Source organism: Amycolatopsis sp. BJA-103, from assembly GCF_002849735.1.
Classification (GTDB): domain Bacteria; phylum Actinomycetota; class Actinomycetes; order Mycobacteriales; family Pseudonocardiaceae; genus Amycolatopsis.
The window spans coordinates 7,048,820-7,070,281 of record NZ_CP017780.1; the positions used below are offsets into that span (position 1 = coordinate 7,048,820).

Here is a 21,462-nt window from a genome sequence, read left to right on the forward strand (position 1 = left end):
GGACTCCTTCTCCCGCCGGGAGGAGGAGTTCTTCATGTGCCCACTTCCTGGATGATCCAGGAGATCAGGTCGGCTCGGGACAGGCCCGCGTCCTGGACGAGCAGCGCTTCGTAGCGCTCCTCGCCGAAGTGCTCGCGGAGGTCGTCGACCAGCCTCCGGATGTCGGGCTCACCGAGGTCCATCCTGCCGCGGAGGAGCTTTCCCGCGCCGAGTAGCCGGACAGCGGTCTCGGGCCGCCCCTGCCGGAACCGGATCAGGCCCGCGACCTCGACGATCCGCCCCAGGTCGGGCATGTCGCCGCGCTCCGCGGTGGACCTGACGACGATCGCTGCACCGCGTTCGGCCTCGTCCAGATCTCCGGCGGCCAGCGCCACGCCTGTCTCGATGAGCCCGCCGAACTCTTCGCCGAACATGCCCGGCAGCGGCACCTTGGCCATCAGCTCGCGGAACCGGGCGGCGATCTCGCGCGCCTCGTCGATCCGGCCGAGGCGGCCGTACAGATCGGCCTTCCCCACCAGCACCATCACCGCGAGCTGATCGTTGCCCGTGTCGACCGCGTAACGCTCCGCCTCGCGTATCTCGTGCAGCGCCGTTTCGAGGTCGCCTGCCCTCGCGTACTCCGTCGCGAGCCGCCAGCGCTGCTGGATCACGTCGTCCTGCGAACCCAGTTCGAGCGCGAGGGCGAGCCCTTGCCGGTACAGCGAAAGCGCGGCCTCGTGGTCGCCCGACATCGAGATGTCGCTCGCCTTCATACCCACCGCCATCGCGGTGCCCCAGCGGTCGCCCACCGCCAGGAATCCTTCGTAAGCCTTGTCCCTGGCCCTGTCCGCGCCTTCGGTGTCACCGTCGTCGGTGAGGATGAAACTCTGCGCCCACGACCCCGCCGACCTGGCCCACGGGTCCGGGCTCGACAGCGCCCTCTCCACCTCGCGGTGGGCGAGTTCCTTGCTCTGACTGAAGAAGGCCAGCATGGGCAGGCCGATGGCCAGCCCGGCGAACCGGTTGTGCGCGTTCGTCCGCACGCATTCGTCGATGAGCGCGTGCGTGGCTTCGGGGTCGCCGACCCCGGGGACCATCGCGGTGATTTCGCGCATCGCCCGGAACGCGGCCGCGAAGTCCTCTTCCAGGCGGTCGCCGAAAGCGAGCACCTCGGAGACGAAGGACTCGACCCTGGCGCTGTCCCCCTTGATCAGCCAGTACCAGAAGACGCCGCCGAACAGGTGCATCGCCATGTCCGCGTCGCCGACGTCGATGGCCTGACGGAGCGCCGTCACGATGTTGCCGTGCTCGGCGTCGTACCGCGAGATGGCGACGAGCTGGTCGCGCGTCCGCAGCAACGGCTCCAGCCGCTCGGCGAGTTCGGCGTAGTAGCGGTGATACGCCTTCGTCAGCAGTTCTCGTTCTTCGGCCTCGTCGAGACGTTCCGCCGCGTACGCCCGGATCGTCTCCAGCATGCGGTAGCGCGGCTCGCCGTGATCGCCCGCGATCGCGTCCACAATGGACTTCTCGACCAGCGAACCGAGGACGTACAGGACGTCTTCGACGGGCAAGCCTTCCCCGGCACAGACGCTTTCGATCGCTTCGACCTCGGCACCGGCCCCGAACACCGAGAGCCGCCTGGCGAGAACGTGTTCGGCGTCGTCGAGCAGATCCCAGCTCCACTCGACGACGGCGCGCAGCGTCCGCTGCCTGGGCAAGGCCGTCCGGCTGCCCGAGGTCAGCAGGCGGAACCGGTCGTCGAGGCGTTGCGAGATCTGCGCGACGGTCATCGAACGCAGCCGTGCGGCGGCCAGTTCCAGTGCCAGCGGCATCCCGTCCAGCCGACGGCAGATCTGCGCGACTTCGTCCACGGTGGACTCGTCCAGGACGAAGTCCGGGCGCACGGCCAGCGCACGGTCGACGAACAGCCGGATCGCGCCTGCCTCGGCGGCCTCCGGAACGGTCGGCCTCCCGTCCGGGACGGACAACGGGCCGAGCGGGCACAGCGTCTCGCCGTCGATGGCCAGCGCCTCGCGGCTCGTCGCGAGGATCCGCAGGGTCGGCACGCGGCGCAGCAGGGTGTTCGTCAGCTCCGCGGCCGTGTCGACCAGATGCTCGCAGTTGTCCAGCACCAGCACCGACTCGCCGGCGCCGAGCGTTTCCACGACGCGGGCCAGCGCGTCCACCGGGCGGCGCATCGGGTCGGCGCCGTGCGAGAGACCGAGGTCCCACAGCTCCAGCGCCGCGAAGACCGCGCCGGGCAGATCACCCGGATCGCGGACACCGGCGAGCGGCACGAACCAGACGCGCCCCCGCGCGTGCGCCGGATGCCGCGTCGCGACCTCGGTGGCCAGCCGCGTCTTCCCGGCACCGCCGGGACCGACCAGTGTCACCAGCCGCGCGCCGGACAGGAGCTCGGCGACCAGCTTCAACTCGTCGTCACGGCCGACGAAGCTGGTCAGCCGGACCGGGAGCCGGTCGGCGGCCGCGGGCGGCGGGCCGAGTTCGCCGCGCAACGCGGCGAGGTGGAGCTCCCGGAGTTCGGCCGAGGGGTCGACCCCCAGCTGATCGGCCAGGGCCGCCCGGACCTCCTCGTAGACGGCGAGGGCGTCGGACTGCCGGTCCGCGGCGCACAACGCCCGGATCCACAGCCCGGCGAGCCGTTCGCGCAGCGGATTCCGCGCGGCCGCCTCCTTGAGGTCCGCGAGGACCTCGTCGTGCCCGCCGAGCCGGATCTCCGCCTCGAAGCGATCTTCGGCGGCCTCGAGACGCTGATCCTCCAGCCGGGTCGCCGGCGCCTGCGCGAAAGGTGCCTCGAGCACATCGGACAGCGCTTGACCACGCCAGAGACCGAGCGCTTCGGCGAGGACGGTGGCCGCACCGGCGTCCCGGCCCGCCGCCAGCTCGGCACGGCCCTGCGCGGCCAGCCGTTCGAAGCGGAACACGTCGACGTCCTCGCGGGCGACGTCCAGCCGGTAACCGCCAGGGCCCGAGTCGAGACCGACGTCGTCGGCACGCAGGACCTTGCGCAGGCGCGAGACCAGGGATTGCAGCGCGTTCGCCGCGTCGGCGGGCGGTTCCGCGCCCCAGAGACCGTCGATGAGAGCCGTCGCCGGGACACCGCGGCCGGGGTCCAGCGCGAGCCTGGCCAAGAGCATGCGGAGGCGGACACCGCCGATGTCGACCGGGGTGCCGTCAGCGGCCTCCGCTCCGACCGGGCCCAGCAGCGTCACACGCACGGACCCCAGCTTTCCAGAACCCGCAAACGCTTAGCTCTACCAGGCGACGGAAGTGGGGATTATCCGGGCACCGGGGAGCTTTCCGGGCGGACGGCCGAGGTCGCGGCGTTACGTTCTTGGCCAAGTGACAGCCGATCGACTGGGAGCGTGAATGAGGTACCGGAGTGCGGCCGTCATCGCCGCCGTTCTGGCCGCGAGTGTCCTCGGCGGCGGGACCGCCGTCGCCGGCATCGGGAAACCCGGTGCAGACGGGGCAGGCGACAGCTACTACCCGCAGGACGGCAACGGCGGTTACGAGGTCGGCGACTACAACCTGAAGATCGGCTACGAGCCCGCCACCAAGCAGCTCACCGGCCTGCAGACGATCACCGGCCGGGCGACACAGGCGCTGAGCTCGTTCAACCTCGACCTGCGCGGGCTGACCGTCGACTCGGTCAAGGTCAACGGGCGGAAGGCGGCGTTCACGCGGACCGGTGACCACGAACTGGTGATCACTCCGGCCCGTTCGCTGCGGAACCACGAGCGGTTCACCACCGAGGTCGCCTACCACGGCGTCCCGCAGCCGATCGAGGATCCGCTGCTGGGCGAGAACGGCTGGCAGTACGCGAAATCCGGCGGCGCGTTCGTCGCGGGCGAGCCGAAGTCCGCCACGACCTGGTATCCGGTCAACGACACCCCGCGGGACAAGGCGACCTTCCACCTCGCGGTCACCGTGCCGTCGGAATGGAGCGTCATCGCGGTCGGCCAGGAGCGCGGGCAGGTCGAGAACGGCGGGAAGACCACCTACACCTGGGCCGAAGAGACCCCGGCCGTGCCGTACATGACGACGGTCGCGATCGACAAATGGGAGTTCGAGCGGACGAAGCTGTCCGACGGCACCCCGGTCGTCAACGCCTACGCCCCCGGCACGCCCGCCTCGACCAAGCAGGCCGAAGCGCGACTGCCGGAGATCATCGACTTCCTGGCGTCGAAGTTCGGGCGGTACCCGGTGGACGCGGCGGGCGGCATCTTCCTCGCCGAGCCGATCGGGTTCTCGCTGGAGACGCTGAGCAGGCCGATCTACTCGGGCGCGGCGGGCAACGTCCCGACGATCGTGCACGAGAACGCCCACCAGTGGTGGGGCGACTCGGTCGCCGTCGACAAGTGGAAGGACGTCTGCCTCAACGAATGCTTCGCCTCCTACGCGGAGTGGCTGTGGTCCGAGGCGAAGTCGGGCCAGGACCTCAAGGCGCGCTACCTGACCGCCGTGCAGAGGGCGACGGACCGGTTCTGGGCGGGAAAGCTGTACGACATGGGCCCCGGCAACGAGTTCACGTACGTGTACTCGAAGGGCCCGGTGGCACTGCACGCGCTGAAGAACTACATCGGCGCGGCGCCCTTCGACCGCATCCTGCGGACGTGGCCGGCCCTACACCGCGACGGCAACGCGAGCCTGCCTGAGTTCCAGAAGTTCGCCGAGCGCATCGCGCACAGGAACCTCCAGGGCTTCTTCGACGCGTGGTTCTACGGCAACACCAAACCGGCGCCCGAGTTCCTGTACCCGGGGGACCTCAAGCCGGCCGCCTGACCTCGCCCCTCGTGAGTGGCTAGGCAACATCGGATCGCAGGTCCGTGAAGGCCTCCTTCCCTACTCTCAAGGTAGGGAAGGAGGCCTTCACGTACTTCCGGACCGCATGGGTCGCCTCGCGTCACACGTTAGGGTGAGTGGCATGACGTCAGTGCTCCTCACCGGTTTCGAACCGTTCGGCGGTGAGCGGGTGAACCCGTCGTGGCAGGCGGTTTCCCTGCTCACCGGCCGGCGGCGTGACGCGGTGGCCGTCGAACTGCCGTGCGTGTTCTCGCGGTCGCTGGTCACCTTGCGCGACGCGATCGACGAGTACCGGCCGGAACTGGTGATCTGTGTCGGCCAAGCGGGCGGCCGCCCCGGCGTGACCCCGGAGCGGGTCGCGATCAACCTGATCGACGCCCGCATCCCGGACAACGCGGGCTCGCAGCCCGTCGACGTCCCGGTGATCCCCGGCGGCCCCAACGCGTACTTCACGACCCTGCCGGTGAAGGCGTGTGTCGCGGGGATCAAGGACGCGGGACTTCCGGCGTCGGTCTCGTATTCGGCCGGGACCTACGTGTGCAACCAGGTCTTCTACGGGCTGATGCACTTGCTGGACAACGACTTCCCCGGCGTGCGAGGCGGTTTCGTGCACGTTCCCTACACGCCGGAGCAGGCCGCGCGGACGACGGCGCCGAGCCTGGCCGTGCACCGGGCGGCGGAAGCGCTGGGGATCATCGTGGACACCGCGCTTTCGGTGACCGAGGATCTTTCGACACCGGCGGGCACGCTGCACTGAGTCAGTACAGGTTCTGCCGGTAGTCCACGGAGATCGCGGCGCGCATCATCCGCTCGCCCGCCGCCTTCCGCAGGAGTTTCGCGGCGATGCCCGCGGTCTCGTTGAGCTTGACGTGGTCGGTCCAGATCGCGGCGGGTTTGGGCAGTTCTTCCGGGTCGACGTGCGACTCGGCGTCCCAGAGACGCGCATCGCGGATCGCCGCGCTGTGCGTGAGCCGCGTGTGTTCCACCTCGACCAGCAACACCGCCTTGGGAGTGCGGCCGCGTTCGGCCATCGGCTCGCGAAGCTCGGCGTCGGCGCTGATGCTCGCGGTGCCGGTGAGTTCGAGGACGCGGTCGTCGCCGGGGGCGAGGGCCACGATCGCCACGTGCGGCCGTTCGAGCACGTTGTGGAACGTGTCGGTGCGCCGGTTTCCGGGCCGGTCGGCGATCGCGACGGTCTTCGGCCCGACCTGCCGGATGACGCCGGGAGGATCGCCCTTGGGACTGGCGTCGGCCTGGCCGTCGCCGTCCCGCGAGGTGATCACCGCGAGCGGCGCGGTGCCCAGGAAGGCGGCCGCCGCGGGGCCGAGTCCGGGACCGTCCTCGGTGCCGGTGATCTCGGACGCCGTCGCCGGGCCCCAGACGCCGGAGCGGATCACGGCCTTGCCGCAGTGCAGGAAAGCCTCCTCGACGACGAGGGCGCCGTCGTCCACCGTTCCGTTGATCCGCAACGTCTCGCGCCAGCCGGGAAGCAGGACGAGCAACGCGGCGCCGGTGCCCGACACGGCGTCCGGCGGAATCGGCAGCCGCAAGCGCCGGGGGCCTTCCGGGACCGCGAACCCGGGAGCGCCACCGACCACCGCGGCCCTCGGCCCGGCCCCGGTGTAGCCGAGGACGGCCACGGGAGCACGGCCGAGCAGCGCGACGCAGTGAGGGTCGAGCCTGTCGATGGATTTCATCATCACCGGCAGCTGCCTGCTCCCCACGACCCGCTCCAGTTCGGCCAGGTCACAGATGGCTTCCATGGGGTCAGGCTACCTAAATCAGGGTTTGAGCTGCGCGGTGAAGAAGTCGACCATCTCCTGGGTCGTCCGCGCCGTACCGTCGCGACGGGTCGACACGAGCATCGCGCTCAACGGCGCGTCCTCGGTCCCGAAGAGCACGATGCCGCTTCGCTTGCCCACGCCCGCCAGGTAGCGCCCGCGCAGGCCGTCGGTCGCCCAGGTGCCCTCGACGGGCTTGCCCTTGGTCATCTGCCGCCGGGCGTCGTCCTCCAGGCCGGTCATCGCGACGCCCTGGTAGTAGTTGATCGCGTTCGACGCCTCGTCGTTCTTGAACACGCAGGTGACCGCGGAAGCCGCCCCCATCGCGGCGGCCGCGTCCGGGGCGTCCCGGCACTCGTCCCGCTGCGGGATGACGGCGGCGATCCGGCGGAGGCAGTCCGTGAATCCCTGCGCGTCCTTCACTCCCGGCTGATCGCAAGCCGGCTTCGGTGCTGGAGCCGGAGCGGCGACCGGTTCGTCCTTGCCACCGCTGAGCAGGACGATCGTCGTCACGATCGCCGCGAGGGCGAGCACGATGACGCCGTACGTCGTGGGCTTCTGCCAGCTCCGGCCCGGCGGAGGCGGGGGCGGCGTCCAGCGCGGAGGCTGCGGACGCCGAGGCGGCTGCTGCTGAACCGGCTGCTGAACGGGCGGCTGCCGCACCGGCGCCGCGACCGGCGCGAACGCGGGCACGGTCAGCTGCGAGTCCTCGCCGCCCGCGGGCACGTGGTGCAGCCCGAACGCGACCGCCGTCTCCGGCTGGTCCTGCGTCGTCGGCGTGATCCTGAGCTGGTTCGCCAGCAGGCTCGCCAGCAACGGCATCCGGCTCGGCCCGCCGACGAGGTAGACCCCGCCGAGATGGGCCGGGCCGAGTCCGGCGCGGTGGATGGTGGCGGCCAGCAGCTCGGCACTGCGCAGGAAACTCGGCCGGACGAGCGCCTCGAGCTCCATCCGCGACACCCGCACGTCGCCGAACGGCTCGGGCATCGGGATCTCGGTCTGCTGATGCCGGGACAGGCTTTCCTTGGCGTCACGGACATCCTGCAGCAACGAACGGCGCGTCCGGCGGTCGCTGACCGCCTGCGGGCGCAGGATTCGCTGCCACTGCGCGGGATCGGAATGCGAAACCTCGCGGCCGATGTGCACCAGCAGCGCTTGGTCGATGTCCAGACTGCCGAGATCGGGCAGGCCGTCCTCGGCCAGCACTGCGAACCCGTGGGCGCTGACACCGACGACGGCGCAGTCGAAAGTGCCAGCCCCGAGGTCGTACACCGCGATCGGACCCGGCGGCCGGTGACCGTGGTTCAGGGAGGCGTAGTGCGCCGCGGCGGCGACCGGCTCGGGGATGAGCAGCGTCGTGCCGAAACCGGCCTTGAGCGCGGCGTCGCGGAGGACCTGCTTGCGATCGGGACCCCAGCCCGCGGGATGGGAGATGCGCACCTGCGCGGGCGGGCGCTGGAGCAGCAGCTCCGCCTCCTCGCCGACGCGGCGCAGGACCGCGGCGAAGGCGTCCGCGATGGGCAGCGTGACGTCACCGAGCTGGAGGGCGCCCTCGTCGATGCGCCGCTTCGGATTCGCTTCGAACCGGCTCGGATCCAGTCTGGCCCGGCGTTCGGCGTCGCGGCCGACGAAGACGGTTCCGTCCTTGTCGACGTAGATCGCGGACGACATCGTCACCGACCCGTCGATCTCGACGACCTGCGTCCCCCTGCCGTGGATCGAGAGCACCCCGACCGTGCTGGAGGTACCGAAATCGATCGCCAGAACGTCCACCTGACCCCCTCCCGGACCCGAGGGCATCGTCTCACGCGGAGATCGCGCGGCCGGGAGCGGTCAGACGGCGGTGGCTGAAGGACGCTTTCCCCGCATGCCATGTGGGGAAAGCGTCCTTCGCCGCGTGAGACGCGGGGAAAGTCCCCTTCAGCCAATCAGGAGCCCCACGCTCACCGCTGACCCCGAATACAGGAAGGCCCCCTTCCTTGCGCCTAGCGCAAGGAAGGGGGCCTTCCTGTATTACCGAGACTTACTCCGCCTCGGCTTCACCGTTCTCTTCGCTCGTACCGGCACCGATGCTGACCGGCGGGGCGTCCGGGACCGACGAGGGACGTGCTTCGCCACGGAAGACGAAGTGCGCCTTGTCGTCCTTCTCGCCCTCTTCGTCGTTCCAGCCTTCGACGTCGACCAGGATGATCTGGCCCGCCTGGACCTCGCCGAACAGGATCTTCTCCGACAGCTGGTCCTCGATCTCGCGCTGGATCGTGCGACGCAGCGGCCGCGCGCCCAGCACCGGGTCGAAGCCGCGCTTGGCGAGCAGCGCCTTGGCCTTGGGCGTGAGCTCGAGCTCCATGTCCTTGGCCTTGAGCTGCTTCTCGACCCGGGCGATCATCAGATCGACCATCTGGATGATCTGGTCCTTGGTCAGCTGGTGGAAGACGATGATGTCGTCGATCCGGTTCAGGAACTCGGGCCGGAAATGCTTCTTCATTTCCTCGTTGACCTTTTGCTTCATCTTCTCGTACCGGTTCGCGGTGTCCCCGCCCTGGGAGAAACCGAGCGAGACGGACTTGGAGATGTCCGAGGTACCCAGGTTCGAGGTGAAGATGAGCACGGTGTTCTTGAAGTCGACCGTACGACCCTGACCGTCGGTGAGACGGCCGTCTTCGAGGACCTGCAGGAGCGTGTTGTAGATCTCCTGGTGGGCCTTCTCGATTTCGTCGAACAGCACCACCGAGAACGGCTTGCGCCGCACCTTCTCGGTCAGCTGACCGCCCTCTTCGTAGCCGACGTAGCCCGGAGGGGCACCGAAGAGCCGCGAAGCGGTGTAGCGGTCGTGGAACTCACCCATGTCGATCTGGATGAGCGCGTCGTCCTCGCCGAAGAGGAACGCCGCCAGCGCCTTGGACAGCTCGGTCTTACCGACACCGGACGGGCCGGCGAAGATGAACGAGCCGGAGGGGCGCTTCGGGTCCTTCAGACCGGCGCGGGTACGGCGGATCGCCTGGGAGACGGCCTTGACCGCGTCCTCCTGGCCGATGATCCGCTTGTGCAGCTCGTCCTCCATGCGGAGCAGACGCGTGGTCTCCTCCTCGGTGAGCTTGAACACCGGGATGCCGGTCCAGTTGGCGAGGACCTCGGCGATCTGCTCCTCGTCGACCTCGGCGACGACGTCGAGGTCGCCGTCCTTCCACTGCTTCTCCCGCTCACCCTTCTGGCCGAGGAGGGTCTTCTCCTCGTCACGGAGGCGGGCGGCGCGCTCGAAGTCCTGCGCGTCTATCGCGGACTCCTTGTCCCTGCGCACGTCGGCGATCTTCTCGTCGAACTCGCGCAGGTCCGGCGGCGCGGTCATCCGGCGGATACGCATCCGGGCGCCGGCCTCGTCGATCAGGTCGATCGCCTTGTCCGGCAGGAACCGGTCGTTGATGTAGCGGTCCGCCAGGGTGGCGGCCTGCACCAGCGCGCCGTCGGTGATCGAGACGCGGTGGTGCGCCTCGTACCGGTCGCGCAGACCCTTGAGGATCTCGATCGTGTGCTCGAGCGACGGCTCGCCGACCTGGATCGGCTGGAAGCGTCGTTCCAGCGCGGCGTCCTTCTCGATGTACTTGCGGTACTCCTCGAGCGTGGTCGCGCCGATCGTCTGCAGCTCGCCACGGGCCAGCATCGGCTTCAGGATCGACGCGGCGTCGATCGCGCCCTCGGCGGCACCCGCGCCGACGAGCGTGTGCAGCTCGTCGATGAACAGGATGATGTCGCCGCGGGTCTTGATCTCCTTGAGCACCTTCTTGAGGCGCTCTTCGAAGTCACCGCGGTACCGGGAACCGGCGACCAGGGAGCCGAGGTCGAGGGTGTAGAGCTGCTTGTCCTTCAGCGTCTCGGGCACCTCGCCCTTGACGATGTTCTGCGCGAGCCCCTCGACGACGGCGGTCTTGCCGACGCCGGGCTCACCGATCAGGACCGGGTTGTTCTTGGTGCGCCGCGACAGCACCTGCATGACCCGCTCGATTTCCTTGCCACGGCCGATGACCGGGTCGAGCTTGCCTTCGCGGGCCTGGACGGTCAGGTTGCGGCCGAACTGGTCGAGCACCAGCGACGACGACGGGGTGCCTTCACCGCGTCCGGAGCCGGTCTCGGTCGACTCCTTGCCACCCTGGTAGCCCGACAGCAGCTGCAGGACCTGCTGACGCACCCGGTTGAGGTCCGCGCCGAGCTTGACGAGCACCTGTGCGGCGACGCCTTCTCCTTCGCGGATCAGCCCGAGCAGGATGTGCTCGGTGCCGATGTAGTTGTGGCCGAGCTGCAGCGCTTCGCGCAGCGACAGCTCAAGCACCTTCTTGGCCCGCGGGGTGAAGGGGATGTGCCCGCTCGGGGCCTGCTGCCCCTGGCCGATGATCTCCTCGACCTGCTGGCGGACGCCCTCCAGCGCGATGCCCAGCGATTCCAGCGCCTTGGCGGCGACACCTTCACCCTCGTGGATCAGACCCAGGAGGATGTGCTCGGTGCCGATGTAGTTGTGGTTGAGCATCCTGGCCTCTTCTTGGGCCAGGACGACCACCCGCCTCGCGCGGTCGGTGAACCTCTCAAACATGTGCACTCCCTCGACTGCTGCGACGGCGGCCCGTTTCCATCGTGCTTTCACCGCGATGGATTCAGCACCGTGAGACCACTCTAGTAGCCATGCGGTCGCGCTGGCGTACCACTACGGCTGATTGCGGCCCGTTCGCGCCCGTGCCGTTCTCCGGCCGTGCGCTGTTTCATCTTCCGGTTGCCCTGCACCTTTACGTCAAGCCCAACGTGCGAACGGCCGTCCGGATTCCGTCGGATGCGCGTTGTCCGCTGAGCGCGAACACAACGCGCGGGCAGAGACTGCCCAGAGGGTGGACACCCGTCCGGAGTAGTCACGGACCGTGTGTAAGGTTAGGCATACCTAATGACAGCCGGGCTCGCCGGCACCCCGGCGGCCGAGGGCGCCGGGGTGCCGGGGTCGCGGACGCCGCGAGTGGACGAGAAACCGCGGAACGGGTCAGGAACGCCAGTCCGGATTCCTTCCAGTGGCGCCCAAGGCGCGCTCGAAAGTCGTTGCGCCGTCTGCAACGACGACTTCTTCGCCGTACACCTTCATCGCCCGGGCCTGATCACCCATCGCCGAGGCGGACGTGAACACGGCCTCGGCCGCTTCGGGCGCGACGTCGACGGTGCGACCGGTCGCGCGGGCCAGATCCCAGCCGTGGAGGACGAACTCGCCGAGCACCATGTCGCCGATGATCGAGGCGGGCATCTCCGCCGTGCCGAGCGCCGTCATGCCCTGCCACGCTTCGGGCGCCCCGAAGACGTCCACGAGCCGTGCGGCCTGCTTCTCGACGGCGTCGAGCCAATCGGCGCCGACGAGACCCGCCTCCGCCTCGCCCGTGGCCACCTCGGGCGGCGGCGTCTTGCGCCCGGCGGCTTCGAGCCAAGGGCCCCAGTAGAGAAGGTGGTTCAGCAGCGCGCGGACGTCGTAATCGGCGCACGGGGTGCGGGCGGCGAGTTCGGTCTCGCCGATCCCGCGCAGGATTCCGGCGAATTCCGCGGCGGCGGGGGCGATCAGGGCAGCGTGTTCGGACATGGGGGCATGAGTTCACGGGAAGGGTTGCGCCGTCTTGAAGAAACACGACAGGTTTCAGGACAGGGCTAAGTTGAACCGGTGAGTGGGCACCGGATCCCCGCGGGGATCGTCAACGCGCGGGAGGCGAGCGCGAAGTTCGGCCTCGTGCGGCATCGGCCGTCGCCGGAACTGAGGCCGTTCGTCGATCATCACTGGGTGCTGCGCTGGGATCTGAGCGGCCGTCCGGCCCACGAACAAGTGGTACTGCCCAATCTCGCGGTCAACGTCACCTTCTTCCGCGACGCGGCGGGCGCGTCCGGGCCCGGGAAACGGCCTTTCCGCTACCTCGTCGAGGGCAAGGACCACGGTATCGGCGTTCGATTCAGGCCCGGGGCTTTCCGGGCATTCCTCACCGGGCCGGTCACGATGATCTCCGGCCGTTCCGTTCCACTCACCGATCTCTTCCCGGAAGCCGCGGGAGTGACGGAATCGGTACGCAATGCGACGGACGACTTCGAAATGGTCCGCCGATGCGAGGAACTGCTCCTCGCGAAACACCCCGTGCTCACCGCCGCGGCCAGGACGGCCATCGAAGCGGTGGAAACAATCGCGGCCGAACCGGCCATTACCAGGGTCGGGGAGCTGTCAAGCCGAACGGGCCTGTCTCAGCGAAGTCTGCAACGCCTGTTCGCCGAACATGTCGGCACCGCCCCCAAATGGGCGATTCAGGTATACCGGTTGAACGAAGCGGCGGCACGGATCGCGGCCGAGGAACGACCGGACTACGCGGAACTGGCGACGGCACTGGGCTATAGCGACCAAGCGCACTTCATCCGGGATTTCCGCTCCGTGACCGGATGGGCGCCCACCGAGTACGCCCGCTTGAACCGTGTACAAGAACAAGAAAGCCGCCGGGAAAGGTTTCCCGGCGGCTCGAAGGTCTGAAAGACCTCAGTTCTTCTTGTGGTAGGCCTCCACGACCTCGGACGGGATACGTCCACGGTCGGAAACCTGGAAGCCGTTCTTGCGGGCCCAGGCGCGAATGGCCTGGTTCTGCTCGCGGTCCACGGTCGCGGGGCGGGCGGCGGCCTTCACGCCTGCGACCGGACGAATGGCGGTGCGCTTACGGCCACCCGCGCGGCGGGCGTGCTCCACATACTGGGCCAACGCGTCACGAAGCTCTTCCGCGTTTTCCGCGGAAAGGTCGATCTGGTAGCTGACACCGTCCAAACCGAACTCGACGGTCTCTTCCGCCTCAGTGCCGTCGAGGTCGTCGACGAGCGAGACGAGCACCTTCTGTGCCATCTGTTTCCTCCTGCTGGGGGCTTACACGAATGATCTGGTACGGGGCATGCCCCGGACAGAAGACTTTGTCTAGCGACATTAATACCCGCTACCGAGACATAACGCAAATCTTGTTTACGAGAACGATCGAGGTATCTGTCACGCGGACGGGTTATTCAGGTCGGACGAGCGGGAACAGGATGGTCTCCCGGATACCAAGGCCGGTCAGCGCCATCAGCAACCGGTCGATCCCCATTCCGACACCACCGCTCGGCGGCATTCCGTACTCCAGCGCACGGAGGAAATCCTCATCCAGGTTCATGGCCTCACTATCGCCCTGCGCACCCAGCCGAGCCTGTTCCACCAGACGCTGACGCTCTACCACGGGATCCACCAGCTCGGAGTATCCGGTGGCCAGTTCGAATCCGCGTACGTACAGATCCCACTTCTCGGCCACCCCCGGCTTGCTGCGGTGTTGCCTGGTCAGCGGGGATGTCTCGACCGGAAAATCACGGACAAAAGTAGGTTCGTGGAGATGATCGCCGACGAGGTGTTCCCAAAGTTCTTCGATGAGTTTGCCGTGCCCTAACTTTGGGTCGAGCTCCAGCTCTCGCCCTTCGGCATAGGAACGCAGCTTGTCCGCCGATGTCTCGGGAGTGACCTCTTCCGACAACGCCTCGGACAACGACTCGTACATTCCGAGTGTGGTCCACTCGCCGGACAGGTCGTACTCCGAACCGTCGACGAGAGTGACCACCTGAGTACCGAGAACGTTCTGCGCCGCCTCCTGGATGAGCTGACGCGTCATCACCGCGTTGGAGTCGTAGGTCGCATACGCTTCGTAGTACTCGAGCATGGCGAACTCGGGCGAGTGGGACGAGTCGCTGCCTTCGTTCCGGAAGTTCCGGTTGATCTCGAAGACCTTCTCGATACCGCCGACCACGCAACGCTTGAGGTACAGCTCAGGCGCGATCCTCAGGTACAGATCGAGGTCGAAGGCATTCGAATGCGTGACGAATGGCCGTGCCGCCGCGCCGCCGTGGAGCGTCTGCAGCATCGGGGTCTCGACCTCGAGGAATCCCCGGCCGTGAAACGAGTCACGCAGGGAACGCAGCACACCGGCACGGGTACGGACCACGTCCCGGGCCTTGGGACGCACGATCAGATCGACATAACGCTGCCGGATCCGCGTTTCCTCGGCGAGGTCTTTGTACATCACCGGCAACGGGCGCAATGCTTTCGACGTGATCCGCCAAGAGTCGGCCATCACGGAAAGCTCACCGCGCTTGGAGGTGATGACCTCGCCCTCGACGAATACGTGATCACCGAGATCGACATCGGACTTCCACGCCGCGAGCGCGCCTTCACCCACCTTCGCGAGGCTGATCATCGCCTGCAACTCGGTGCCGTCGCCTTCACGGAGACTCGCGAAACACAGTTTGCCGGTATTGCGCATGAACATGACCCGGCCGGTGATGCCCACGATGTCGCCCGTGGCGGTGTCGACCGGAAGGCCGGAATGCTTCGCTCGCACTTCGGCCAGTGAGTGCGTCCGGGGAACCTCGACCGGATACGGATCGATACCCTCCGCGATTATCCGGTCGCGCTTGTCCCGGCGCACCCGCATCTGTTCCGGCAGGTCTTCGTCGGGGCCAGCGCCCTCGGATGCGGGGATTTCAGTCATGGCGCACAGCGTACGAACCCGCTCCTTCCCTACGCCAACCGGATTACCTTTTCCGGCACTCGGGACCGGCCGGTTTCTCTCCATTAACCTCCGGTCGCGTGAACGCATCCACTCCTGGCATCGAACCGGAACTGCACGCACGCCGCGCCGCCTCGTTCGGCGCCAAGGCCGCCGCCTATGCCGCACATCGGCCGGACTATCCGGAAAAGGCACTGGCCTGGGGGCTGGCGGGTGCCGAGGAAAGGCCGGCGGAGGTCCTCGATCTCGCCGCGGGTACCGGCAAGGTCAGCGAAGGGCTCCTCGCGCTGGGCGTCACGGTCACCGCGGTCGAACCGGACGCCAAGATGCTCGAAGAGCTCACCAAGACCTTCCCTTCCGTGACCCCGCTCATCGGGACGGCCGAGCGGATCCCGCTGCCGGACGCCTCCGTGGACGCCGTGGTCGCGGGCCAGGCCTTCCACTGGTTCGACCTCGACCGGGCCTATCCGGAGATGGCCAGGGTGCTGAAGCCGGGCGGGATCGTCGCCGCGCTGTGGAACCACGACGACGAGTCGACGGGCTGGCTGGCGGAGCTCAACACGCTGATCAAGACCTCGGCGAGCAGGCGCTGGCTGAGCGACTACGAATCGCTTCCGGAACATGAGGCCTTCGAGCCGTTCGAGAAGAAGACTTTCGGTCACAAACAACCCAGGACGGCCGAAACCCTGGTGGCGACTCTCGCCACCCATTCGCACATGCTGGTGGCGGAGACGGAGGAACGCGAAGCCAAACTTCGCACGGCACGGGAATTCCTCGACCGGAACCCGGAAACCGCCTCGGGGGAATTCGACCTGCCGATCACCACCACCGTCTTCCGGGCGCGCCGCCGGTGAACGCCGACTGGAAGGCCACGTTCACCGCGACGTTCGGCGCGCCGGCCTCCGCGGTGTCCGCGCGGATCTGGACCGAGGTGTACGGCGACGAGTACCCCGCCGAGCTCGACACCTACAGCTTCGTCACCCGCACCGACCTGCACCGCATTGCGGAGGAAGCCCGGCTGGAGCCGGGCCGGCGGCTGGCCGACCTCGGCTGCGGACGCGGCGGGCCGGGCCTGTGGGTCGCCGCCCGCACCTACGCGACGCTCACCGGCATCGACATCGCGGAGACGGCGCTGGCTTCGGCGCGGCGTCGCGCCGAGGCTCTGCCCCTTTCGGACGTCGAAGCGACCGATTTCCGGGTCGGCACCTTCGCGGACACCGGTCTGGACGACGCGTCGTCCGAGGCGGTGATGAGCGTCGACGCGTTGCTGTTCGCGCCCGACAAGGCACTCGCCTGCGCGGAGTTCGCGCGGATCCTCGTGCCGGGCGGGCGGCTGGTCGTCACGACCTGGGACTTCGACGGACAGCCCCAGAACCGGCCGCCGCAGGTCGCCGACCACCGGCCGCTGCTGGAATCGGCCGGATTCGACGTTCTCTCCTACGAAGAGACGCCGGACTGGCGGGCGCGGCAGCAGCGGACCATGGAACTGTCGCTGGAGCGTGTGGAGGACCTGGCTGCGGAGTCGGGCGAGGATCCGTCCAGGCTGCGCGCGAGCCTCGAGCAGGCGCTGCGGAACCAGGACCTGATGACGCGGCGGGTACTCATGGTCGCTTCACGCCGCTAACACCCCGCGCTCCCCTCTCCTCCGCCTCCGTCTCCGTGCCGCGCGTGCAATGAAAGGCCCGTTACTTGCAAATTTTGCAAGTAACGGGCCTTTCATTGCACGCCGCGCCCCAGGGAAACCGCATTTAGAGGACTAAACGCGGGAGTGGTGGTTGCGCTCGTAGACCAGCCGCAGGCCCAGCAGCGTCAGATCCGGCGCGTGCTCGGTGATCGTCTCCGACTCCTCCAGCACCAGGGGCGCGAGGCCGCCGGTCGCGATCACCGCGACCGGATCCGTCCCGCCCGGCGAAAGCTCGCGTTTGATTCGCTTCACCAGGCCGTCGACCTGGCCCGCGAAGCCGTAGAGGATGCCGGACTGCAGGCATTCCACGGTGTTCTTCCCGATCACCGACCGCGGCGGCACCAGCTCGACCTTGCGCAGCGCCGCGGCCCGCGCGGCCAGCGCGTCGACCGAGATCTCGATACCGGGCGCGAACGCGCCGCCGAGGAACTCGCCCTTCGCGGAGATGGCGTCCACATTGGTCGAAGTCCCGAAATCCACCACCACACAGGCGGTGGTGGGGTGCAGATGGTGCGCGGCCAGGGTGTTCACCAGCCTGTCCGCGCCCACCTCCTTGGGGTTGTCGACCAGGAGCGGCACCCCGGTGCGCACTCCCGGCTCGATGACGATCTTCGGCAACCGCCCGTAATACCGCGTGAGCATGACGCGCAGCTCCCGCAGGACGGCGGGCACCGTGGACAGCGCGCTGATCCCGGTGATCGCGTCCGCGTGCGGGCCGAGGAGCCCGCGCATGGTGAGCGCGAGCTCGTCGGCGGTGATCCGCGCGTCGGTGCGCATGCGCCAGTCACCCACCAGCTGTTGCCCGTTGTAGAGACCGAGCACGATGTTGGTGTTGCCGACGTCGACCGTGAGCAGCAAGGGCTCAGCTTTCGGCGTGCAGCAGCGCGTCGAGACGGCGGGCGTCGGCGGTTTCGGCGACCGGGAAGGTCATCGTGTCGTCGTCGGCCAGTGTCACGGTGCCGCTCATCAGCCCGGAGCCCTCCGGCGCGTGCCCCGGGTTGCCGCCCTTCTCGACGATCCGGTTGTCCGCGTCGACGAAGACGACCCGCGGCCGGAACGAGGCCGCCTCGGCGTTCTCCATCTGCGCGTACGAAATCAGGATCACCAGATCGCCGGGGTGCACCAGATGCGCGGCGGCGCCGTTGATGCCGAGCACCCCGCTGCCGCGTTCGCCCGCGATCACGTACGTCTCGAGGCGCGCGCCGTTGGTGACGTCCACAATGGACACCTGTTCGCCCGGCAGCAGATCCGCCGCGTCCATCAGATCTTCGTCGACCGTCACCGAACCGACGTAGTGCAGATCCGCCTGGGTCACCGTGGCCCGGTGGATCTTCGATTTCAGCATCGTGCGGTACATCGTGGACTCTCCCTATTCCCCTGCGTCCAGCGCGTGCCGGGGATGGTCCGCGGCAGCGCCGAGCACCACACCCACGTTGTCGATCAGCCGGGTACTCCCCACCCTGGCCGCGATCAGCAACCGCGCTTCACCGTCGACGGGCGCGGGCCCGAGGTCGGTTCCCCTCAACTCCAGATAGTCGATCTCGACCGCGGGCCGCGCGGCGAGGGTCTTCCTGGCGGTCGCCAGCACGGCGTCCGCGCCGTCGCGCCCGACGAAGGCACCCGCGGTGAGTGCCGCCGACAACACGATCGCGTCCTCACGCTGTTCAGGAGTCAGGTAGACGTTGCGCGAGGACAACGCCAGCCCGTCGCGTTCCCTGACCGTCGGCACCCCGATGACCCGGGTTTCGATGTTCAGGTCACGCACCATCTTCTTGATCAGCACCAGCTGCTGGTAGTCCTTCTCCCCGAAGAAGGCGTAGTCCGGCCGCACGATGTTGAACAGTTTCGCCACCACGGTGAGCACGCCGGCGAAATGCCCCGGCCGCACCGCTCCTTCGAGCTCGTCGCCGAGCGGGCCGGGGTGCACCGTGACGGTGGCCCCGTCGGGGTACAGATCCGACGCCTTGGGCAGGAAGCCCAGTTCGACGCCGTCCTCCTTCAGCACCTCGAGATCCTTGTCCAGCGGACGCGGGTACGCCTCGAAGTCCTCGCCCTCCCCGAACTGCAGGGGGTTCACGAAGATCGACGTCGCGACGACCGTGTTCGGCAGCCGCTTCGCCCGGCGGATCAGCTCGCGGTGCCCCGCGTGCAGGGCGCCCATGGTGGGCACCAGCGCGACCTTGCGGCCGACCCCGTGCAGGGCACGCGTCACCTGGCTCACCTGCTCCGGCGGCTGGAAGGTGTGCAGCGTGCCTCGGGCGAATTTGGGTGTGGTCACTGGTTTTGCTGCCCTTCGGCGGGGTCTGCGGGATCTGCGGGATCTGCGGGATCACTGAGGAGTTCGGTGAGTTCGGCGGCGGCCGAGGGGTCCAGGAGCCCGGCGGCGTCGCCGCGTGCCAGCGTGCGCTTGGCCAGCGCGCGATAGCTCGGGGCGATGTCGGGGCCACGTTCGGCCAGCACCGCGAGGTGCTTACGCACGGTGCCGAGATCACCACGGGCCACCGGCCCGGTCAGTGCCCGGTCCCCGTGTCGCAGAACATTATCCAACGCCGCCGACAGCAACGGAGCCACCAGGCGTTCGGGCTGGCCGATTCCCGCTTCCCGCAACAATTCCGCGCAGTCGGCGACCAGGGTCATCAGGTGGTTCGCGCCATGCGCCAACGCCGCGTGATAGAGCGCTCGCGCCTCGTCAGGGACCCGGACGGGCTCCGCGCCCATCTCCACGGTCAGCGCCTCGCCGACGTTCCACGCCGCTTCGTCACCCTCTGTGGCGGTGACGCCGACGCTGCAGGTGGCCAGTCTGTCGAGGTCCTCCGTGCGGCCGGTGAAGGTCATCACGGGGTGCAGGGCCAGCGGCAGCGCGCCCGCCTCGGCGGCGGGCGCGAGGACGTCGATGCCGTGCGACCCGGAGGTGTGCACGACGATCTGACCCGGTCGCAGGGAACCGGTCGCGACGAAACCGCGCACCATCCCGGCGAGCGCGTCGTCCGGCAGGGCAAGCAGGACCAGATCGGCGCGGCGGGCGACCTCGTCGGGCGGCAGGAGGGGCACGTCGGGGAGCAGTTGCTCCGCCCGGCGTACCGAAGCGTTGGAAAGGCCCGAAGCGGCGACGACCGTGTGCCCGGCCCTCGCGAGTGCGGCGCCGACGACACTGCCTACCCGGCCGGCGGAAACGACGCCCACGGCCAAGCGAGCGGGCCTCATCATGGCGTGCGCCTGTGGACGCTCATGGTCGAAAACTCCTCAATTCGTTCCAGTCCCGCTCTGTGGTCGCGGGTACCGGACGACGGCGCGAGGGTAACCCTCGGGCGCGCGTCCGAACCGGTCCTCGTGACCAGCTTCACCTGATACGGGTCACCCGCGCGGAGCACCGTCCGCCAGCCGCACGGCGTCGGCGCGCGACGTCTTGAGCACCTGCAGCAGTTCACGCTGCCGCTGTTTGCCCTCGTCGGTGAGCTTCCTGCCGCGTCGCAGGAACGCCAGCTCGGTCACGCTGGCCTGATAGCGGCCTACGGCCTTCGCCGCGTCCCGTCCCGATTGCTTCCGCGCCTGTTTCCGCCAGGAGCGCCGCCCCGACAGGCTGGCCAGCAGCGTCACCTCGGACGGCGCGATCCAGCGCGCGTCGACCATCATCGGCAACGCGGCCGCGACGATCCGCTGCTCGCGGCGCCGCTGCATGACCACCACCGAGAAGACGCCGATGAACAACGGCACCATGATCAGGAAGTAGACGTTCAGGAAGGTCTTGGCCCCGCCGAGCAGCGCGGCGCCGTTCCACAGCGCGTGCAGCAGCACGGCGACGACGTAGCCGCCGATCGGCGCCAGGATCCGCAATGAGCGCACTTTGCTGCTCGCGGCGACGCCGAGCCCGATTCCGGTCATCACGGCGAACAGCGGATGCGTGAACGGCGAAAGCACTCCGCGGAGGAAGAACGCCGCGAGCACGCCGGCGCTGGTGCCGTCGCCGAAGCCGTGTTCGGCGAAGGCACGGCCGAAGTAATAGATGTTCTCGGTGAAGGCGAACCCGGCCGCGGTGAACCCGGCGTAGACGATGCCGTCCACGACGCCGTCGAACTCGCTCGGGCGCCGCCACCACAGCAGCAGGATGAACGCGGCCTTCGCGGCCTCCTCGACCAGAGGTGCGGAAACCAGGCCACTGATCTTGCCGCCGCCGCCACTGCCGAGCAGCAGGTCACCGACGGCCTCGGCACCGCTGTTGAGCAGCAGCGCGATGATCGTCGCGACGCACGCGCCCCAGACGAAGGACAGCAGCAGGAGCTTGGGCGGTTCCGGCTCCCAGCGGTCGACCCACAGGAACGCGGTGACCACCACGCCGACCGGCACGAGGGCCGCGAGCACGCCGATCGTCACCGCGGGCAGGCCGACCTTCTCGGTCACCGTGCCGAAGACGAACAGCCCGCACAACGCGACGGCGATCAGCCCGAGCACCGGCAGCAGCACGGTGATCGACCGAGACCGGCGGGCCCGGTCGGGACCGGGCGCCGGGGAGGAAGGCTCGCTCACAGCGGGTCACCCTACCGTCGGTACGGGACAGGAGCGGGACGTGGAGCTGAAGTTCGAGACAGGACGGGCCACACGTGTGAACCCGCCCGGCCGAAGGCCCCGC

The 21,462-nt window shown here is 68.6% G+C and carries 16 protein-coding genes and 1 pseudogene; 5 read left to right on the forward strand and 12 right to left on the reverse strand.

Annotation, left to right across the window (positions count from 1 at the left end; translation table 11 throughout):
- Positions 1 to 32: 32 nt before the first annotated feature.
- On the reverse strand, positions 33 to 3,218 hold the full coding sequence (locus BKN51_RS31300; protein WP_101611056.1) for a BTAD domain-containing putative transcriptional regulator: 3,186 nt from the start codon (positions 3,216 to 3,218) through the stop codon (positions 33 to 35).
- Positions 3,219 to 3,369: 151 nt separating this feature from the next.
- Here BKN51_RS31300 and BKN51_RS31305 point away from each other — a divergent pair, with 151 nt between their 5' ends.
- Together BKN51_RS31305 and pcp are read left to right on the forward strand one after the other, a co-directional pair.
- Positions 3,370 to 4,785: a M1 family metallopeptidase gene (locus tag BKN51_RS31305; RefSeq protein ID WP_101611057.1), complete on the forward strand. Its 1,416-nt coding sequence runs from the start codon at positions 3,370 to 3,372 to the stop codon at positions 4,783 to 4,785.
- A 142-nt stretch (positions 4,786 to 4,927) separates the two neighbouring features.
- Entirely contained in the window at positions 4,928 to 5,563 is a 636-nt protein-coding gene (gene pcp, locus BKN51_RS31310; RefSeq protein WP_101611058.1) for a pyroglutamyl-peptidase I, read from the forward strand.
- A 1-nt stretch (position 5,564) separates the two neighbouring features.
- Here pcp and BKN51_RS31315 read toward each other — a convergent pair whose 3' ends face one another.
- The 4 genes from BKN51_RS31315 to BKN51_RS31330 all read right to left on the reverse strand — a co-directional run bounded on the left by BKN51_RS31315 (position 5,565) and on the right by BKN51_RS31330 (position 12,186).
- Positions 5,565 to 6,569, reverse strand: coding sequence for a pyridoxamine 5'-phosphate oxidase family protein (locus tag BKN51_RS31315; protein ID WP_199192884.1), 1,005 nt, complete (start codon positions 6,567 to 6,569; stop codon positions 5,565 to 5,567).
- 18 nt (positions 6,570 to 6,587) lie between these two features.
- Positions 6,588 to 8,360 (reverse strand): Hsp70 family protein, encoded by a 1,773-nt coding sequence (locus tag BKN51_RS31320; protein WP_101611059.1) that lies wholly within the window; start codon positions 8,358 to 8,360, stop codon positions 6,588 to 6,590.
- Positions 8,361 to 8,610: 250 nt separating this feature from the next.
- Complete coding sequence (locus tag BKN51_RS31325) at positions 8,611 to 11,169, reverse strand: ATP-dependent Clp protease ATP-binding subunit (RefSeq protein WP_101611060.1); 2,559 nt, start codon at positions 11,167 to 11,169, stop codon at positions 8,611 to 8,613.
- A 435-nt stretch (positions 11,170 to 11,604) separates the two neighbouring features.
- Positions 11,605 to 12,186, reverse strand: coding sequence for a TIGR03086 family metal-binding protein (locus BKN51_RS31330; RefSeq protein ID WP_101611061.1), 582 nt, complete (start codon positions 12,184 to 12,186; stop codon positions 11,605 to 11,607).
- Positions 12,187 to 12,264: 78 nt separating this feature from the next.
- On the opposite strand from BKN51_RS31330, the gene BKN51_RS31335 reads away from it, so the two are divergent.
- Positions 12,265 to 13,110, forward strand: coding sequence for an AraC family transcriptional regulator (locus tag BKN51_RS31335; RefSeq protein WP_101611062.1), 846 nt, complete (start codon positions 12,265 to 12,267; stop codon positions 13,108 to 13,110).
- A gap of 6 nt (positions 13,111 to 13,116) precedes the next feature.
- Here the strand turns inward: BKN51_RS31335 and BKN51_RS31340 are convergent, their stop codons facing one another.
- On the reverse strand, positions 13,117 to 13,470 hold the full coding sequence (locus tag BKN51_RS31340) for a histone-like nucleoid-structuring protein Lsr2 (protein ID WP_005165380.1): 354 nt from the start codon (positions 13,468 to 13,470) through the stop codon (positions 13,117 to 13,119).
- A 151-nt stretch (positions 13,471 to 13,621) separates the two neighbouring features.
- The gene (lysS, locus tag BKN51_RS31345; RefSeq protein WP_101611063.1) at positions 13,622 to 15,133 is read right to left on the reverse strand and encodes a lysine--tRNA ligase; all 1,512 of its coding nucleotides are present in this window, start codon (positions 15,131 to 15,133) and stop codon (positions 13,622 to 13,624) included.
- Positions 15,134 to 15,231: 98 nt separating this feature from the next.
- Between lysS and BKN51_RS31350 the strand changes: the two genes are divergently transcribed.
- Positions 15,232 to 16,005 carry a class I SAM-dependent methyltransferase gene (locus BKN51_RS31350; protein WP_101611064.1) on the forward strand — a complete coding sequence of 258 codons (774 nt, stop codon included), beginning with the start codon at positions 15,232 to 15,234 and terminating at the stop codon, positions 16,003 to 16,005.
- Positions 16,002 to 16,775: a class I SAM-dependent methyltransferase gene (locus BKN51_RS31355; protein WP_101611065.1), complete on the forward strand. Its 774-nt coding sequence runs from the start codon at positions 16,002 to 16,004 to the stop codon at positions 16,773 to 16,775. The genes BKN51_RS31350 and BKN51_RS31355 overlap by 4 nt, the downstream gene beginning before the upstream one ends.
- Positions 16,776 to 16,907: 132 nt before the next feature.
- On the opposite strand, the gene BKN51_RS31360 is transcribed toward BKN51_RS31355, so the two are convergent.
- The 5 genes and pseudogenes from BKN51_RS31360 to BKN51_RS31380 form a co-directional block, all read right to left on the reverse strand.
- Positions 16,908 to 17,693: a type III pantothenate kinase gene (locus BKN51_RS31360; protein ID WP_101611066.1), complete on the reverse strand. Its 786-nt coding sequence runs from the start codon at positions 17,691 to 17,693 to the stop codon at positions 16,908 to 16,910.
- A 4-nt stretch (positions 17,694 to 17,697) separates the two neighbouring features.
- A complete protein-coding gene (gene panD / locus BKN51_RS31365) occupies positions 17,698 to 18,192 on the reverse strand; it encodes an aspartate 1-decarboxylase (RefSeq protein ID WP_101611067.1) in 495 nt (164 codons plus the stop codon).
- Between the two features lie 12 nt (positions 18,193 to 18,204).
- Complete coding sequence (gene panC, locus BKN51_RS31370) at positions 18,205 to 19,113, reverse strand: pantoate--beta-alanine ligase (protein WP_101611068.1); 909 nt, start codon at positions 19,111 to 19,113, stop codon at positions 18,205 to 18,207.
- Positions 19,110 to 20,054: pseudogene (locus tag BKN51_RS31375) on the reverse strand (Rossmann-like and DUF2520 domain-containing protein); the annotation flags it as partial. The gene panC and the pseudogene BKN51_RS31375, both read right to left, overlap by 4 nt.
- A 135-nt stretch (positions 20,055 to 20,189) precedes the next feature.
- The gene (locus BKN51_RS31380; RefSeq protein WP_101611070.1) at positions 20,190 to 21,359 is read right to left on the reverse strand and encodes a PrsW family intramembrane metalloprotease; all 1,170 of its coding nucleotides are present in this window, start codon (positions 21,357 to 21,359) and stop codon (positions 20,190 to 20,192) included.
- Positions 21,360 to 21,462 lie beyond the last annotated feature (103 nt).